Below are 16344 nucleotides of genomic sequence, written 5' to 3'. Positions count from 1 at the left end.
TGATGCCTCTATATATTTTGGGCTGCCGCTTCATTCTTTATTTTTTCAGATGATACGGTACGGTTGTCACAATGACGTCCTTGCGATACAGCAAATAGGTACGGATCATCAAACTCGTCTGGTTATGCAGCAAATTCTGCCAGCTTCGTTTCGGAATGAATTGGGGAATGATGACCGTCACCTGATAATTGGACTCGCTCGCCTTCCGATGGACCGTATCGATGAATTTGCTAAGCGGCTGGATGATGCTTCGGTAAGGAGAATGCAGCGTCACCAGGCGAACATCGGGACGCCACTTGCTCCATTTTTCCTCGAACCGGACTTCCTCTTCCCGCTCGAAAGGGATGTAAACGGCAATGATCTGGTCCGCTGACAGCGATTCCGCATAATTCAAGGAATGCTCAACAACATGCGTGATGCCGGATACGGGAAGAATGACGACGTTCCCTTCGATCGGTACCGCCGGTTCGCAAGTGGAAAGCCGCAGCTGCTCCCCGACCGCCTCGTAATGCTTTTTGATCCGGTGAAACAGATAAACGATCAACGGCAAAAATATTAAAATCGGCCAAATTTGCGGGAACTTGGTTACAAAAAACATCACCGAAACCGTGAAGCTGATCAGCGCGCCGATGGTATTGATCGTTAGCTTCGTCATCCAGCCGGCCGGCTTCTCCCTCACCCATTTTACGATCATGCCGGTCTGCGACAGCGTGAACGGGATGAACACCCCTACGGCATAAAGCGGAATCAAATGCTCCGTTTGCCCATGAAAGGCGATGATCAGGACGATCGAGAGCAGGCCGAGAATGATGATTCCGTTGGAATAACCGAGACGGTCGCCTCTTACCGTAAACATTCTGGGGATAAACCGATCTTTGGCCAAATTGACGGCAAGAAGCGGGAATGCCGAATATCCCGTATTCGCGGCCAGAATCAAGATCAAAGCCGTCGTTCCTTGAATAAAGAAATACATAAAATTGCGTCCGAAGGTTTCCTCGGCAATTTGGGATACGACCGTTTCTTTGGCATTCGGCGATATCCCCAAGTAATAAGCGAGGAACACGATGCCCGAGAACAGCAAAGCCAGCAGGATCCCCATCGCCATTAACGTTTTCGCGGCATTGTTCGGTGCGGGATGCTTGAAGTTAGGTATCGCGTTGGATATCGCCTCAACGCCCGTCAGGGCCGAGCTTCCCGACGCAAAAGCTTTTAGCAGCAGAAACAGGCTGATGCCCGCCACCGGCGTGCCAATCGGCGTATGAAGATGAGGCGAAACATGGCCCGAAACGATATTGTACAGCCCGACGCCGATCAAAATGAAAAGCGCAAAGGCAAATAAATAGACCGGGTACGCCAAAATGGTTGCCGACTCGGTAACGCCCCTAAGGTTCAAAAGAGTGATCAGGATAACGAACGTAACGGCGATCGCTACCTTGTACTCATGCAGCACCGGAAAGGCCGACGTGATGGCATCCGTCCCTGCCGACACGCTGACCGCCACCGTCAAAATGTAATCCACCAGCAAAGATCCGCCGGCGATCAGTCCAGGGTAAAGTCCCAAATTTTGCTTGGAAACGACATAGGCTCCTCCGCCGTGCGGATAAGCGAAAATGATTTGACGGTATGATAAAATGAGTGCCGATAATAATACGAGAACCCCGATGCCGATCGGGATCGAATACCATAATGCCGCCGAGCTAACCGTGATCAGCACCAACAGAATTTGCTCCGGACCATAGGCGACCGATGATAACGCATCCGAAGATAGTATGGCAAGGGCCTTCTTTTTGTTTAGCTTTTGCTCCCCCAATTCCGTGGACTTAAGTGGCCGTCCGATAAGGAGCCTTTTCAATGCCGCCATAAATGATTTCACCGCCACTGTTTAAGTTGAATGATCATGGATGTATCCTTATTGTTACCCATTTCGCCAAATTTGCGCACCAAAAAAAGCCGCAGGAAAGTCGGACCTTCCCGCGGCTTCATAAAACGCGCGACAAATCCTCTTTCATAACGCTTACGAGGTTAGCTGACGGATTCGGGACCGAAAGTATCCCTACACTCGAATCGATGCATCATCAAGTGATTCACCCCTGGGACGAAGCGCTCTCCCTTCATCCCGTTGGTTCCCCCGCTCCTAATTTCAGGATTAAGCGATTAAGGAATATTTCAAATCAGGTTTACATGTTCATGATTACGAATGAAATCTTACTCCTTCCGGACATTTGCTGTAAAGAGGCAAAGAAGCAAATTTAGGATTGAAAACGCGCAAAAGGCATTCGTGGCATCGCTTACAATCACTGTATTCGATGGATCTCTCGCTGTAACATCGATTCTCTGCTTCTAAATAGCATCCTTTCCGGGTTAGGGTTGGATGATAAACGGTGATTCGGATTTAATACTCGCTTCATCAATGCTCATTTTCCATTTTCATGCAAAAAGCGCCGAAGCAAAAGGATTCCCTCCCGGATCTGATCCGGTTCCAGATGGCCGTAGCCAAACAACAGCTTGCTGTTATGCCTTCCTTTACGAACGCAATGATACTCCACGGGAGTTACCCGGATCCGGTTCCGTCGGGCCTCTTGCCGAAAATGTTCGTCAAATGTCTGCCCCGGGAATTCGACGGCCAAATGCAGTCCCGCCGCGTCCCCCCATGTAAGCAGTCCCTCCCCGAAGCCGGCTTGAAGCGAATCCATAAGAACCTGACGCCGTTCCCGGTACAATTTACTCATCTTTGCGATATGGCGATCAAATTTTCGGGTATGCAAAAATTGTGCCAAAACGGCTTGTTCAAAAGGAGGATTTTGAACGTCCGTATACGTCCGCAACCTGCTCCAAGCACTTTGAAGCTCCCTCGGCAAAATCACGTAACCGATGCGAAGCGCCGGGAACAAAACCTTGCTGAACGTGCCGATATAGATGACCCGATCCGGATCCATGGCATAAAGAGGCGATGCCGGCTCGCCGACATACCTGAATTCGCTGTCATAATCATCTTCGATGACAAAGCTGCCGTTGTGCCGGGCAAAACGGATCAACGCCGCTCGCCTTGCCGCAGGAAGAATCGCCCCCAGCGGAAATTGATGCGAAGGCGTAACGTACACCGGACTGCCGTATTTTGCGGTCAATCCATCGGTTTGAAGCCCATATTCGTCAACGGGAACCGGCTTGACGGCGTATCCTTTACCGATGAATGTCTGAATCATTTCGATGTTGCATGGATCTTCAACTAATATTTCTTTGTCATTGTCGTACAAAAGATCCGCGATCAAGTGCAGCGCTTGCGTCGCCCCTGCAGTAATAAAAATATCCTCGGCTTCAACTTCAAGCCCTTTGCTCCGCATGAGCCAGGCGGCAATCTCCCGGCGCAGCCGCGGCAACCCCTGCGGACCGGTATATCCAAACAGATCGACCGACATTTCGCCTAAAACTTGATGCGATAACCGCTGCCAGGCATATCGCGGAAATTGGCGCAAATCCGGCTGGCCCGTCCTGAAATCCGCCAAAAATGAAGGGATCGGCGGCGTTTCCTGCCGCTGGGCTTTGCTTTGGGGCTGCTTATCCAGAACAAGTCCCCCGACGATTCGCGTGGCCGCTCCCTGCCGCGTTTCCGCATACCCTTCGGTAACCAGCATATCATACGCTTCGTTAACCGTATTTCGGGAAACGTTCAGCTCTTGGGCCAACGCCCGCGTCGAAGGAAGCGATTCTCCCGCTTTAAGGATTCCGGCCATGATCCGTTCGCTTAAGCTTTGATATAGTTGCCGTTTCAACGGAATTTCGCTCTCCCGATTCAAATGAATTCCCCACATAAGTCCTCCCACTGGATCGTATCAAATGAAGTTCAACTGGTTCTTTTCCCTTTTAGTGGATTGCAATACGATTGTAACAATCATTTCAAATCCACACCACCGGAGGAATTGAATTCATGGAACGATTAAAAGGATACTTATGTTTGGCATGCGCATTCGGACTGGCCGGCACCTCCGTCATTGCTGCGTCTTTCGTCAACGGAAGGCTCGGAACGTTTACGATTACGTCCATGGGATTATTGCTGTCCCTGCTTTCGATGATTCCGTTTTGCTCGCGCAAACTGCTGCAAACGATTCGTGTTTTGACCTTAAAGGAATGGCTGCTGTTGTTCTGCCAAGCCTTGTTTGGCGTGTTTCTGTTCCGTATGTTCCTGTTGTACGGGCTGAACCTGACGAGCTCTGCGGAAGCCGGAATACTGACCGGAGTCACCCCTGCGATTACAGTGACGCTTGCCATGGTCTTTTTGCGCGAAAAAATGAAAGGCAACCAAATCGCCGGAGTACTCAGCACGATTTGCGGAATCCTGCTGATTCAAGGGTTGTTTTTGCCCGGATACCAATTCACTTGGGCGCATCTGCCCGGAAACATTCTGGTCCTCTGCGCGGCCGGATGCGAATCCGTGTTCAACGTCCTTTCGAGGGCGGCAGCCGTCCAAAATGAAGAAGGCAAAGCCGAATCCATCCATCCCGTCGTTCAAACGGCTTTAGTTTCGGCCATCGCGTTCCTGTTAAGCCTAATCCCATGCTTGCTGGAACATCCCCTGCCCTCATTGGTCGGCATCGGATGGAGCGGTTGGATGGCTTTAGTATGGTATGGGCCTGCAGTCACGGCCTTGGCGTTCATGTGCTGGTATGCCGGAATTCGGCGTTCCGACGCCTCTACGGCCGCAGCCTTTTCCGGCATGATGCCTTTTACCGCTCTCATTTTATCGGTTTGGTTTTTAAAGGAACCGGCAGGGGTGCCGCAGTGGATCGGAGGTTTGGGCGTAATCGCGGGCATGGTTTTGATTGGCATAAAACGTACCCGCCGCAGCGCGGAATCAGGCGAGCCATATCATGAGGGCAATGCCGGAAAGGCGGGGATGAACCACAGCAGCGAAGTGTCATGTCGTTAATTCAAAGCGCCATATGGTCACGATTTGAAAATACGGATAAGCTCGAAAGATCCTGAATTCCCAAAATTAGTTCATGCCTGCCTCACATAAAACCCCAATAATCGGCAAATAATCATAACAAAATCTGTAAACCAAAGGGGATTAATAATGGGCATTCTGAGTGGAAATCCGAAAGACGAACCGATGCATTATGGAGAAATATTCAGCGTTTGGGAAACATCGAAAATGGCTAAAGGAACCGTTTCCTGCTACCAAGCTTACCTCAATCATGCCGGAGACAAGGATCTAAAAAAGGTTTTGGAAGATTTGATCGATCAAGCCAAGCTCGAAATCAAGGAATGCGACGCTCTTCTGACCGATAACGGTATTGCTCCCGCGCCGGTTTTGCCCGAAAGACCAGAGGTTAAACTCGAGGATATTCCGGTCGGCGCCAGATTTGCCGATCAGGAAATTGCGGCTAAAATCGCCGTTGAAACGGCGGCATGCCTTGTAGCGTGCAGTTCCGTCATCGGCCAATGCATCAGGGAAGATATCGGGGCATTGTTCATGAAATACCATGCGACCAAGGCAGCGATCGGACTTCGCATCCTGCATATGAGCAAGGAAAAAGGCTGGCTGATCCCTCCCCCATTGCAAGTAAAAAGACCGGTGGAGGAATAAGCCTAAAACTCCCGTGCAACCTTCCGTTAACATCACCCCAAGTCCTTGAATATCAAGGGCTTTTTTGTTTTTCAAACATCGCAGTTATGGAAATCGGATCTATGATAGGCAAATGAAAACGAGACGGCATACGGCCTGCACCTGCGGGCGCCTTGAAAGAAACCAAACCTTATGGGTCTTTGGTTTCTTTTTTATCTGCCAAAAGTACCTGCCGATTCAATGAATATCCGTTTCAATAAATGATCCTTTGGCCGCAGATCGAAAAAAAGGAATCTGCCCCGTGCCAACGAACATGTTAACCATCCGAAAAACACATCGCATGATCGCCACCTGGAAGGATATCAACACAAATTCAGGAGGGAAAATGAGATGAAAAAAACGAAATGCCTGCTTCTCGTTGGACTGCTTGGCACCCTGCTATGCTACGGATCGGTCGCGGCATTTGCCGACGAAGCGGAGCTTGTGCCGATCGAATCGCTGAAACCCGCCGTTCCGATGGTCAAACCGGTGCTGACGGGAACCGGCGGTCCCTTGATCTTGAGCGACTCTCCGGAATCCCCGAAAACGGAAGGCGCGTATTATCGGGATTCGGTCACCGGTTCGTTCCGTGTCTTTTGGCATCATCAAAACATGACCGGGGAGCCGTTAACCGTGGCAGTGGCGGTGACCAACGAGTCCGATGAGCCCGTCATGCTGTTTTCGAACGGAATCGGACTGGCCACGGACTATTACCCCGACGTCGCCGGACAAACAGCGCTTGCCGGATTTATGAACAACCGCGCAGCTCAGAAGAAGGAAGCGATTTTGCAGCCGGGCGATAGCTATTGCTTGACCGCCCTGACGGAACACACACATACCGCAAGCGGCATCGCCAATTTTTCCGCTTATACGCAAAAAGGCCATAAAGACGCCACGGTTACGGTTACGACGCTGGGCTACAAAGAACAACCGGCAAACCCGATCGACGTTCCGATCCTGCCGAAGGATATGCATGTTCGCGGCACCTTTCCCCATATGGACCGGACCGGCACGCTGGAATACAATACTTCCGACGGCAATTCGCTGATCCGCATTTCATCGGCCGCCTCCGGCCCATGGAGCGACAGCATGCCCGGCGAATACGAGGAAGGCTGGAACGCGATCGACGGCGAAAGCGCCATCAACAACGGAAACTATGGCGTGATGTACCGTCTAAACATAGCCATTCATAACGAAACGGACGCGAAGCGGGTCATTTCGGTTTACGATAACCCATCCGGCGGCGCGGGCCATTATGTCATCGGCTGGGGCAAGGACCTGCTGCAGTCGCCGTACGTGAATTACCTGAATGCTTGGAAATTTACCGAGTTTACGGTCAACAAAAAAGGCAAAACCGTGGCGGCCGAACTCAGCCTAACCGGCGGCGCGGCCGGGCCTCAGACGCTTTATTTTACGAATGGTGACGCTAAATAAACCAAGTATCAAGCGTTGTTTGCAAGCTCACATTCGATTACGCATAATCAAACAGAAACTGCCCTTTTCCGGTCAATGCTTCGGGAATCGGGCAGTTTTTTATTAAAAGCTGTGATTAGGGTTAAACGCTAAACCGCTTGAAAACCATGTGGCATGCGTGGGGGTCATCCCTCTCGCTTCCATGCCTCCAAATTCAACTCATTGTTTATGGCGGCGGCGGTAAATGCTCCCATGGCTGCGGCCGCAACGGCCTGATACTGACGCGAGGCGGCATCGCCGGCACTGTAGACGCCCGGAACGTTCGTTTTGCCGAACTGGTCGACGACGACCGCTCCCATTTCCGAGATGCTGCATCCGATGGATCGAGGCAAATCAGACCCTGTCACCAACTCTGGTTGAAAAAAGATTCCCCTGCAAGGAATGGTCGTCCCGTCTTCGAGCACGACCTGATATACGATCCCTGCGTTCGACTCAATGGAGCGGATCGGCGATTCAAAAACGGGGATGCCGTGTCCTCGAAGCTCTTCTCGCTGCTCCTCCGACAACTCGTCGGGACCGTTCGTGCAGATGGTAAACCGTTTCGTCCATCCGGATAGCAGCGGAGCGAAATGCATCGCCCCCTCCCCTTTCGCAATGACGACAAGCTGCTGGTCCCGCAGCTCCCAACCGTCGCAATAAGGACAGACGAAGGCGCTTTTCCCGTAAGTCTCCGCCAAGCCCGGAATGTCCAGCGGCCGATCCTTCATTCCGACGGCAAACAGAACCTTCCTGCTGACAAAACTTTTTCCTTGCGCTGTCGAGATGACAAACCTGCCGTCCGCGCCTTCGATCGATACAGCCGTGTCCTCCACAAAGGAGACGGACGGGTAGGCTCCGATTTCCTCCTTCGCGATCCTCCGGAACTCGCCTGGGCTTACCCCGTCACGGGTCAGAAACCCATGGGTTTCGCGGGTTACCGCATTGCGGGCACGGCCATCGTCGATCACCGCCACATTTTTCCTCGCCCGCCCCAGCATAAGAGCGGCATTCAAGCCTGCCGGACCACCGCCAATAATCGCTACATCGAGAACTTGTTTTTCCATTTAGTTAAAACACCTCCATAGATCTTCAATATCCATAATTAAAATACAAGAAGCTGATCACTTCTTGTTCGCAGCATCCTTACAACGATGGGAAGCCATGTCAAGCACGGTTTGAATCGAATGCTCGCGCAAATATTCATTCAGCTGCCGTTCGGCGCCGTCCATGACCTTTTTGACCAAACATTCGCATTTTCTTTGAGAATCGTGTTCCTCCGGGTTCTCTTCGGCCAACAATAGATGCTGCTCCGAGTTCAAGTTCGAGCATTCGAACAGCTGCTGCCTGCCTTCAATGACTTGGACGACGTCGAGAAACGTAATCTGCTCTGCCGGCCGGGCCAGTTCATAACCGCCGTTCACTCCCGACACGGCACGTACGATGCCGTCCTGCCGCAGCTTGGACATAATTTTGGACAAGTAGCTTTCGGAAACGCCAAGTGTGGAAGACAATTCCTTGATTCCAATGTTTTGCCGGCGCTCAGCGTTCGCCAAATGTATTAAAGCATGCAAGGCGTAATCTGTGCTTTTGGAAAACTGTATGTTTGCTCTCTCCTTCCTATTTATTATAGATCTGCAATATCTATTATATACGTATCGGATTCCTTTTACAAGATTTCAACATGTGTCATGACCTGACATTTTATTTTAACAAAAATAAACCTGACCTGTACGGTCAGGAAAACGGGCTCTCATTTATCTATTCTGCTTACCATACGAAAGATCTGGTGATGATGACCAAAAGGATGAACAGGACGAGAATCGCTCCAATTCCTCCTCCCCATAATCCATAACCATGACCATAACCATAAACGGGGCCATAACCATGTCCTTTGACTTCGCTCATCAGATATTCCTCCTTGATTTTAAATACAATGTATTTTATGGGTTCATCGGCAAGTGTGTATGGGCATTCAGGCAATCAAAATTCTATTCGGGCATTTTGGCGCCGCGATCCCATCTCCATTTTTCCGTAGCTAAGGAATACTTTGGATATATTCAGATCACACTATACGGGATTTCGTATTCAGAACGGAGGCATCCCATGGATAACGTTGTGCTGGCTCGGTCGTTGTTCGGATCGTCCATGGCGTTTCATATCATCTTTGCGACGCTCGGGGTAGGCATTCCCTTCATGATTGTCATCGCGGAAATTTTGTACCAAATCAAAAAAGACAAGGATTATGCCACGCTGGCCAAACGCTGGACGAAAGGCCTTGCCATTTTGCTTGGCGTCGCCATACCGTCGGGAACCCTTGTAGGGGTCATGCTCTCCCTGCTGTGGCCCGGTTTCATGGAAATTGTCGGCCAAGTCATCGCCCTCCCCTTTCAGATCGAAATTTGGGCGTTTTTTCTGGAAGCCTTGTTCATGTCCATCTATGTATACGCGGCTGATCGGCTGCCCCCGACGGTTCGGATCTTAAGCGTCATATTCGTCGCTATCGGATCCAGCATGTCGGCGGTGCTTATCACGGATGCCCATGCCTGGATGAATACCCCGAGCGGTTTTCGGATGGAAAACGGCCGGGTGTCGGACGTCCATCCTTGGGCGGCCGTGTTCAACCCGAGTTTGCCGACCACGGCGACGCATGTTTTGTTGTCGGCTTACATGACCGGCGCATTCGCCGTTGCTTCGGTGGCGGCGTTTAAGCTGCTGAGACGCCAATCTTCGGAGCGGGAACGGTTATATCACCAAAAGAGCTTGTTTCTGTCGCTGCTGGTGGGCGGCATCATTTCGCTGCTAACGGCGCTCAGCGGCCACGAAACGGCTCAAATGCTGCACGTGCATCAGCCGGAGAAGCTGGCGGCGGCCGAAGGGCTGTTCGAAACCAAAGCTTATGCCCCGCTTGCCATCGGCGGCGTCACGGATAAAGAAACACGCAGCATCAAAGGAGCGATCGAGATTCCATGGGCGCTCAGCTTTCTAGCCGGCAACCGGTTCGATACCGTCGTCAAAGGATTAAATGATTTCCCGGAGGAAGATTGGCCTCCGCTCATCATACACACGCTTTTCGACCTGATGGTCGGCATCGGCATGCTGCTCCTCGCGGTTTCCGCTTTCACCGTTGCGCTTCGTCTTATTTTCAAACGCCCGTATCCCAGATGGCTTTTATATTCGCTGCTGCTTGCAGGTCCATTATCGATGGTCGGCATCGAGACAGGCTGGGTGTTTAGCTGCACAGGCCGGCAGCCGTGGACGATTTATCATATCCAGACGACGGCGTCCGCCGCAACAAGGGCGCAGCATCTGGGCTCGCTGTTTGTCCTTTTTATCGGACTGTACGCATTTTTGCTGGTGGTCACGGCCGTGGTCATGTTCTATTATTTTAAGCGGCATCCGGTCAATCTGGACATGCCGGACGGCCGGAATGCCGAAGGGAGAAGCTTATGAGCGATACGACGTTAGCGATCACCATTCTTTGGTGTTTTATTTTCATTTATTCAATCGCGGGATCAATCGACTTCGGCGCAGGCTTTTGGTCGATGATCTTCAGCAAACGCAATCCGCAGGCGGCCGATATCGCCAATCGTTTTCTGTCGCCTTCCTGGGAAGTAACCAACGTCTTCCTCGTGCTGATGGTCGTTGCGCTCGTCGGATTTTTTCCACGAGCGGCCTTCGTCTTGGGAACGCTCCTCCTCGTGCCGGTCAGCCTGGTGCTGGTGCTGCTGCTGTTCCGAAGCGCGTTTATCGTCTACTCGTATTCGGTCCAGAAACATGAGCTTGCGCTCCGAGTCGTATCGGGCATCACCGGTCTGCTCATTCCCGGGCTGCTGGTTAGCGTGCTCCCGATCTCGCTCGGCGGGTTTATTCATATGAAGCAAGGTTTTCCACAGCTTGAATTCGGAAAATTGATGCTCAGCGCAACGTTGTACGCGCATGTCGGCTTCGGGATCCTGACCGAGCTGTTTCTGTCCGCCTTGTTCCTCTCCGACTACGGGCGGGAAGCGGGGGACGAACAAGTTTCACAGCATTACCGCTCCATCGCGATCGTTCTTGGTCCGCTTGCCCTTGCGATGGCCGTCCTGGCGACCTTCACGATGGTTCCGGAAGCGCTGTGGATCGTGGAAAGGATGCAGGGACAATCGGTCTGGTTCTTGCTTTCCGTCATTGCATTCGCCATTGGGTACAGTGCCTTGTGGATCCGCAGGAAAAACGGGCGGAAAGGTTGGCTTCGGCTTTCGGTCGTCGCCGTCATCGTGCAGTTCGCCTTGGCCAGCTATGCTTATGGCAGGGCGCATTTGCCGTATATTATATACCCGGATTTAACCGTAGAGGCGGGTTTTACCAATCATGCGATGTTTGTGTCTTTGCTATGGGGGTACGGCTTCGGGACCGTCATCTTACTGCCGGTATTTGTCTTGTTCTGGTGGTTGTTCTTAAAGGACAAACGGTATTTGCGGGCAAAATAGCTGCCTGTCACAATGTAAAAAATCCTCCAAAACTCCGGCACGGAAATAACTTCAGAGCGGAATCTTTCCCGGCCGGCGTTCAGAGGATGGCAATCATTCATTGAAGGTTATACAATTTGTCGATATGCGAAGGATCGATTGGAACCGTTATGTTCAATCCCTCCATAAAACTCTTACGAATTTCCCCGTTTTGGTCAAGCGCATACCTGCCCGAGGTCGCCGCGGGATTCGCGAAGATAGGACGGTACGGCTTTATGATGACGGAATCCGGCGCTTCTTTGAAGCGATCCAGCACGATTTCGAACGTCGCCGTCTTTCGGTCCGGGTAAATCCCTTTGCCGCCGATTTGTTTTCCTTTTTCCCCGTTTTTTCCTACGACTTCAAAGAGCAGGTTTCCCTTCTCGGCATCGGTCAATTCATGGTCGCCATGGACTTCAAGCCGCAGGATCGTTGAAACCGGCGAGAATTCCAATTCTTTTACCGTCATGGATAGTCCGTTCCACGCTTTCATTTCGCCGGATGAAACTGTGACGCGATCTGCCTGTTTATGGACCGGGAGCGTGATCACAAAAGGATCCTTGAAGCCTTCCAAGGTAATCTTTAACGTGAACGAAAACTCGTCCGGCAGATGCGCGGAATTCGAGATCGATCCATTGCTGTTATTAAAGACATGGAACAACACCGCATCGTCATCAGCCGACTGTTCCCATGTCATATCCGGACGGAACGCCCCCGGAAAACTGTTCATCGCAACGCCGTCCACGAACATTTCGGCATCTTTGATCGCTCCTTTTTCGTAGGCGATTTTTGATTCGCCGCCCGAACGAACTTCTTTATAATCGGATATCCCCCCTTCAAAATCTCCGCCCTCCCGTTGAAGGGAAAACGACAACAGCGTTCCGTCGAATACGACCTCGCGTATTTTAAGAACCGTTCCGTCATGTTCGTCGTAGGCTTCGGGGTTCGATACAAGCCCCTGTTCTTCCGCCGTCCGCAGCCCCAATTCGTCCGCAAGCTTGAAAATGCCGCCGACGACGGGAATCTGTTTCATCGTTTGAGCCATCGCCGGAGAAACGAAGCCGCTTCCCAAAACCGCAATAAAAGCGGCTGCCGACGCCGCTGCAACGATTTTGCCTGCTTTCTTTCGCTGGCGGTCTCTTCCCGGCCGGGCACCTCCTTCCATTTCGGCCAAAGCGGCGTAGATCTCATCCTGCTTGCGGCGTATCAGCTCCGGAACCTCCGAGGCGAGTTGCTTCTTGCCGGATTGCGTCAGTTCGCGTTCCAAATCAAACGGGCTCATACGATAAATCCCCCTCCTTTCCGTTTTTCATTCGATTCGCCAAAATGCCCCTTGCGCGGTGCAGGCGTGCCCGGACAGCACCATTCGAAATGCCGAGAATTTCCGAAATATGCTTTATCGGAAGATCCTCATAATAAAACAGGTGAATGACGATTCGGAGCGATTCGTCCAACCGGTTTACCGCCTCCTGAATATCCATCTTCTGATAGCTGCCATAATATGCTTCTGAGGTTTTCGCTTCCGGGACCTCGTCCATCACTACGATCCGCTGCCTGTTTCGGAGCAATTGATTGCATTCGTTGATGAGAATCCGGATCATCCATGTTTTGAAATATTCAGGTTTTTTTAATGTCGACAGCGACTTATAGGCTTTAAGCGTTGCCTCCTGCATCGCATCCGCGCAGTCTTCGTCTCTTCTTAAAATGGACTTTGCCAAGCTGTACAGCCGGGGCTCCAGATCACGCATAATTTGGACGAACGCATCCAGATCTCCCTTCTGCGCCTTCTTGACTTCAAGTGCCATGGTTGCCACGTTGCTTTCATCTCCTTTTAAGGGCCCTCTATGGATTAGATGGTCCGGAGGCGTGAAATGTTATATGGAAATCATTGCGCCAAAACGAAGAATCCCTTCCCGGCGAACCATGCCTGCCGGAAAGGGACCGCGATTTTTCCGATTTCGTTGAACCCTAAAACAGTGTAGAAAAAAACTTATTATTTTGCCGCTTCTATTTTATCTTTACGGTCATTTCGAGATCTTTCATGTATTCCATAACCACTTCTCCATGATCATCTACCTTGAATCGACCGGATGTGGCGCCAGGCTCCTCAAACACGGGTTTGCCCGGTTTAATCGTAATGGACTTGATGTTTTTCCCCTGCGTATTCAGGAAAAAGTCGTGGTACATGACCCCCTTGGCCCCGTTTTCGTCGGTAGCTCTTCCACCCGATAACGGCTCGATTTTACGGCCTTGATCGTCATAGAAATCGTACAGCATCGTCGTGTTCGCGTCCACCCCTGTAACGATCAGCTGCAGTCTCGTGGAATACGAAGTCACGTTAGCTTTTTTTAATGTGATGGAGACTTTACCCGATTTTTTCGTCATGTTCGGATTCAGCTTGATCACCGAGCCTGCATTTTTTTGTATAGGAACGTTCAGCGTATAAGGTTTGTTTACGCCTTTCAGCGTAATCTTCGCCGTGAGTTTAAAGTTGTCCGGCAAAGCCTTCAGACTGGCTTTCTCTCCCAGATAACTCGCATCGGTCATCGTGATCAGCATCTTGTCCGGATTGGAACCCGGTACCCACGAAATGTTTGGGCGCTCCCATAACTTGGACCCGCCGTATACATTTGCGGAGATACCGTTAATAAAGAGCTCTATGGATGTAATCGCTCCTTTTTCCCGAACGCTGTCTTGTTTTTGATCATCCCATTTCCAATCGGTAATGCCTCCGACAAGGCCCTTTCCGTTACGTTCGACTTCCAGTTGAACGACGTTGCCGTCGTATGTCGCCTTGGCGATGCGAAGGGAAATGTCTTGCTGAGTTGCGGTACCGGAAACAGATTTGGGTGCCTGAACCTGGGCTGCATAAGCTGTCCCCCATGCGGCTCCTCCCAATACGCTGCCGGCCAACACGGCGGCGCTCATCACTTTATATATCGGTTTCATCTATAGTTCCTCCTAAACATTTCAGGTATCTTTCGAGGGCCCTCTATAAGATTAGATGGAACAGGTACCGAAAATGTTATGCAGCAGAAACGATTCCTTCCCTTTTAAAAACTCCTCTTACAATCTTAAGGCTTTTGCCGCTTCCGAGCTCTCGTTATTCGCCCACCGGCACCGTCATCTCCAGCTCCGGAATGAACATCTTATTGCGCGTTTCATGCGAAATAAGGTACGGCTTGATTTTGATTTGTTTGGGCATCCGTTCAAACGGGTCCATATCCATGTTCATCGCCACCATGGTCGTGCCGGGAATGCTGCCTCCATATCCGCTGCCGGCCGAATCCAACTGATTGCCGTCCTGGTCCTCAAGGACATATCGCAGTCTCTCTCTCCGTATGGTCAGATCTTGCTTCGCATAATCTTCATTGATCGTCAGTTTGGTCATCACCGGCGTAAGTTCGATTTTGCCCAGAGAAATTTTGAATTGCTTCCATTCCTTCGGCGGATCGTTCGAGGTTACGATTTTGGTCGCCGCTTCATTTTTCTTGACGGGAATGTCAAAAATGAACGGATCCTTCTCCATCCCCGCCAGAGTGATTTCCAGGTTTAGCGTAAATTCGTCCGGGAATCGGTAAGGGGTATGGTCCTTGGAACTGAATTCCTGATGGCTGATCGTCACCACCGAGGCCGAAGGAGTTCCAGTACGCCCCCAATTCTTCATCGTCCCTTGGCTTACGGTCATATCGACGATTTCCCCATTGACCTTGCCGTTGACGCTGTAATCGCGATTGGTAAAAAGGTGGTCGTCGGTATCCTGTTCCAGCACGAAATAGATATTAGATCCGGAATAAACCAGCTTCGGAATCCGAAGCGTCACCCCGTGATGCGTCACGCTTGCGTTCGGCTCATCCATCATGCCTTTTTCGTCGGCGGTTTGCAAACCGATATGGTGAGTTAATTGGAATAAATCCTGAATAAAGGGAATCCCTTTCAGTGATTTGGCCATAGCAGGCGAAACAAACGCGGAACCCAGCAAAGCAAGGCACACCGCAAAGGCGGCGGCGGCCGATCCGCAAACGTATAGCCACTTGTTCCTGCGCTTTACGGTTAAAGACGGCAATTCCTCAAACGCCGCAGCCATACGCTCGCCCACCATTTGCGGCAGTTCGTCAGGGATCGTCACCCTACCGCTCTTAAGCTTCATCTCGATATCGTTCAGATCCATGCTTTTCCTTCCTCTCCGGCGTATCGCCCAATATTTGAAGCAGCTTCCGGCGGGCCCTGAACAGTCGCCCTTTGACCGCATTTTCCGTGATGCCCAGCAATTCGGCTACGGACAACAGCGGCATATCCCGAAAATAAAACAGCTGGATGACGGTCTGCAGCGGCTCGTCCAGATGTTCGACGGCATCCCGGATATCCAACGAATCATAATCGGATGCGGGCTTCGCTTGATCCATGTCTTCCATATTGTCCACGGGGACCAGCCGTTTCTTGTTTCTCAATACCTGGTGGCATTCATTGATCAGTATTCTACAGATCCAGGTTTGAAAAAACTCCGCTTTTTTCAGCGTATGAAGCGATTTGTACGCTTTCAGGATCGTCTCCTGAATAGCGTCCGCACAATCCTCGTCGCTGCGGAGAATCGAGAAAGCCAGCCCGTACATATTCATTTTGATGTCAAGCACAAGCCGGATGAATGCTTCATGGTCCCCCTTCCTCGCTTTTTTCACTTCTTGTTTTACATTCACTCTTCTCTGCTCCTTTAACCGTATTAACCTGTCGTTCATTGGCACATCATTTAGATACGCGGGAGTACCCAAAGGTTTTGAACAAATTGAAAAAACTGCCGGAAAA

15 protein-coding genes and 1 riboswitch are annotated in these 16344 nt (G+C 51.1%); of the genes, 5 read left to right on the top strand and 10 right to left on the bottom strand.

Going from position 1 to position 16344, the window contains the following annotated elements:
• Positions 1–37 precede the first annotated feature (37 nt).
• On the bottom strand, positions 38–1861 hold the full coding sequence (locus tag RJP21_RS26480; protein ID WP_310861945.1) for an APC family permease: 1824 nt from the start codon (positions 1859–1861) through the stop codon (positions 38–40).
• Positions 1862–1995: 134 nt separating this feature from the next.
• A riboswitch (cyclic di-AMP (ydaO/yuaA leader) is annotated at positions 1996–2163 on the bottom strand.
• A gap of 251 nt (positions 2164–2414) precedes the next feature.
• On the bottom strand, positions 2415–3770 hold the full coding sequence (gene pdxR, locus RJP21_RS26475) for a MocR-like pyridoxine biosynthesis transcription factor PdxR (protein WP_310861944.1): 1356 nt from the start codon (positions 3768–3770) through the stop codon (positions 2415–2417).
• A 155-nt stretch (positions 3771–3925) separates the two neighbouring features.
• Between pdxR and RJP21_RS26470 the strand changes: the two genes are divergently transcribed.
• The 3 genes from RJP21_RS26470 (at position 3926) to RJP21_RS26460 (ending at position 7036) form a co-directional block, all read left to right on the top strand.
• A complete protein-coding gene (locus RJP21_RS26470) occupies positions 3926–4924 on the top strand; it encodes a DMT family transporter (RefSeq protein ID WP_310861943.1) in 999 nt (332 codons plus the stop codon).
• Positions 4925–5071: 147 nt separating this feature from the next.
• On the top strand, positions 5072–5584 hold the full coding sequence (locus RJP21_RS26465; RefSeq protein ID WP_310861942.1) for a DUF3231 family protein: 513 nt from the start codon (positions 5072–5074) through the stop codon (positions 5582–5584).
• A 369-nt stretch (positions 5585–5953) separates the two neighbouring features.
• A complete protein-coding gene (locus RJP21_RS26460; RefSeq protein WP_310861941.1) occupies positions 5954–7036 on the top strand; it encodes a hypothetical protein in 1083 nt (360 codons plus the stop codon).
• 164 nt (positions 7037–7200) lie between these two features.
• On the opposite strand, the gene RJP21_RS26455 is transcribed toward RJP21_RS26460, so the two are convergent.
• The 3 genes from RJP21_RS26455 to RJP21_RS26445 form a co-directional block, all read right to left on the bottom strand.
• Complete coding sequence (locus RJP21_RS26455; RefSeq protein ID WP_310861940.1) at positions 7201–8118, bottom strand: NAD(P)/FAD-dependent oxidoreductase; 918 nt, start codon at positions 8116–8118, stop codon at positions 7201–7203.
• Between the two features lie 57 nt (positions 8119–8175).
• On the bottom strand, positions 8176–8655 hold the full coding sequence (locus tag RJP21_RS26450) for an RrF2 family transcriptional regulator (protein WP_310862005.1): 480 nt from the start codon (positions 8653–8655) through the stop codon (positions 8176–8178).
• A gap of 166 nt (positions 8656–8821) precedes the next feature.
• Positions 8822–8959 (bottom strand): YjcZ family sporulation protein, encoded by a 138-nt coding sequence (locus RJP21_RS26445; protein WP_310861939.1) that lies wholly within the window; start codon positions 8957–8959, stop codon positions 8822–8824.
• A gap of 198 nt (positions 8960–9157) precedes the next feature.
• On the opposite strand from RJP21_RS26445, the gene RJP21_RS26440 reads away from it, so the two are divergent.
• Both RJP21_RS26440 and RJP21_RS26435 read left to right on the top strand, forming a co-directional pair.
• A complete protein-coding gene (locus RJP21_RS26440) occupies positions 9158–10504 on the top strand; it encodes a cytochrome ubiquinol oxidase subunit I (RefSeq protein ID WP_310861938.1) in 1347 nt (448 codons plus the stop codon).
• Complete coding sequence (locus RJP21_RS26435) at positions 10501–11523, top strand: cytochrome d ubiquinol oxidase subunit II (RefSeq protein ID WP_310861937.1); 1023 nt, start codon at positions 10501–10503, stop codon at positions 11521–11523. Before RJP21_RS26440 ends, RJP21_RS26435 begins: the two co-directional genes overlap by 4 nt.
• A 97-nt stretch (positions 11524–11620) precedes the next feature.
• Here the strand turns inward: RJP21_RS26435 and RJP21_RS26430 are convergent, their stop codons facing one another.
• The 5 genes from RJP21_RS26430 to RJP21_RS26410 form a co-directional block, all read right to left on the bottom strand.
• Positions 11621–12823, bottom strand: a complete 1203-nt coding sequence (locus RJP21_RS26430; protein WP_310861936.1) for a DUF4179 domain-containing protein — start codon at positions 12821–12823, stop codon at positions 11621–11623.
• A complete protein-coding gene (locus tag RJP21_RS26425) occupies positions 12810–13346 on the bottom strand; it encodes an RNA polymerase sigma factor (protein WP_310862004.1) in 537 nt (178 codons plus the stop codon). Before RJP21_RS26425 ends, RJP21_RS26430 begins: the two co-directional genes overlap by 14 nt.
• A gap of 202 nt (positions 13347–13548) precedes the next feature.
• The gene (locus tag RJP21_RS26420) at positions 13549–14490 is read right to left on the bottom strand and encodes a DUF5643 domain-containing protein (RefSeq protein WP_310861935.1); all 942 of its coding nucleotides are present in this window, start codon (positions 14488–14490) and stop codon (positions 13549–13551) included.
• Positions 14491–14644: 154 nt separating this feature from the next.
• Positions 14645–15712 (bottom strand): DUF4179 domain-containing protein, encoded by a 1068-nt coding sequence (locus RJP21_RS26415; RefSeq protein WP_310861934.1) that lies wholly within the window; start codon positions 15710–15712, stop codon positions 14645–14647.
• The gene (locus tag RJP21_RS26410; RefSeq protein WP_310861933.1) at positions 15681–16238 is read right to left on the bottom strand and encodes a sigma-70 family RNA polymerase sigma factor; all 558 of its coding nucleotides are present in this window, start codon (positions 16236–16238) and stop codon (positions 15681–15683) included. Before RJP21_RS26410 ends, RJP21_RS26415 begins: the two co-directional genes overlap by 32 nt.
• Positions 16239–16344: the final 106 nt, after the last annotated feature.

Source organism: Paenibacillus sp. VCA1 (genome assembly GCF_031583795.1).
Classification (GTDB): domain Bacteria; phylum Bacillota; class Bacilli; order Paenibacillales; family Paenibacillaceae; genus Paenibacillus_AQ; species Paenibacillus_AQ albilobatus.
The sequence above is the reverse complement of the archived record's forward strand: the minus strand, read 5'-3'. Positions and strand labels throughout refer to the sequence as shown.

Bases quoted from the DNA above. Each gene is read 5' to 3' on its own strand.
- RJP21_RS26480 (WP_310861945.1), bottom strand. From the start codon at position 1,861: ATGGCGGCATTGAAAAGGCTCCTTATCGGACGGCCACTTAAGTCCACG.
- RJP21_RS26470 (WP_310861943.1), top strand. From the start codon at position 3,926: ATGGAACGATTAAAAGGATACTTATGTTTGGCATGCGCATTCGGACTG.
- RJP21_RS26465 (WP_310861942.1), top strand. From the start codon at position 5,072: ATGGGCATTCTGAGTGGAAATCCGAAAGACGAACCGATGCATTATGGA.
- RJP21_RS26460 (WP_310861941.1), top strand. From the start codon at position 5,954: ATGAAAAAAACGAAATGCCTGCTTCTCGTTGGACTGCTTGGCACCCTG.
- RJP21_RS26455 (WP_310861940.1), bottom strand. From the start codon at position 8,118: ATGGAAAAACAAGTTCTCGATGTAGCGATTATTGGCGGTGGTCCGGCA.
- RJP21_RS26445 (WP_310861939.1), bottom strand. From the start codon at position 8,959: ATGAGCGAAGTCAAAGGACATGGTTATGGCCCCGTTTATGGTTATGGT.
- RJP21_RS26440 (WP_310861938.1), top strand. From the start codon at position 9,158: ATGGATAACGTTGTGCTGGCTCGGTCGTTGTTCGGATCGTCCATGGCG.
- RJP21_RS26435 (WP_310861937.1), top strand. From the start codon at position 10,501: ATGAGCGATACGACGTTAGCGATCACCATTCTTTGGTGTTTTATTTTC.
- RJP21_RS26430 (WP_310861936.1), bottom strand. From the start codon at position 12,823: ATGAGCCCGTTTGATTTGGAACGCGAACTGACGCAATCCGGCAAGAAG.
- RJP21_RS26425 (WP_310862004.1), bottom strand. From the start codon at position 13,346: ATGGCACTTGAAGTCAAGAAGGCGCAGAAGGGAGATCTGGATGCGTTC.
- RJP21_RS26420 (WP_310861935.1), bottom strand. From the start codon at position 14,490: ATGAAACCGATATATAAAGTGATGAGCGCCGCCGTGTTGGCCGGCAGC.
- RJP21_RS26415 (WP_310861934.1), bottom strand. From the start codon at position 15,712: ATGGATCTGAACGATATCGAGATGAAGCTTAAGAGCGGTAGGGTGACG.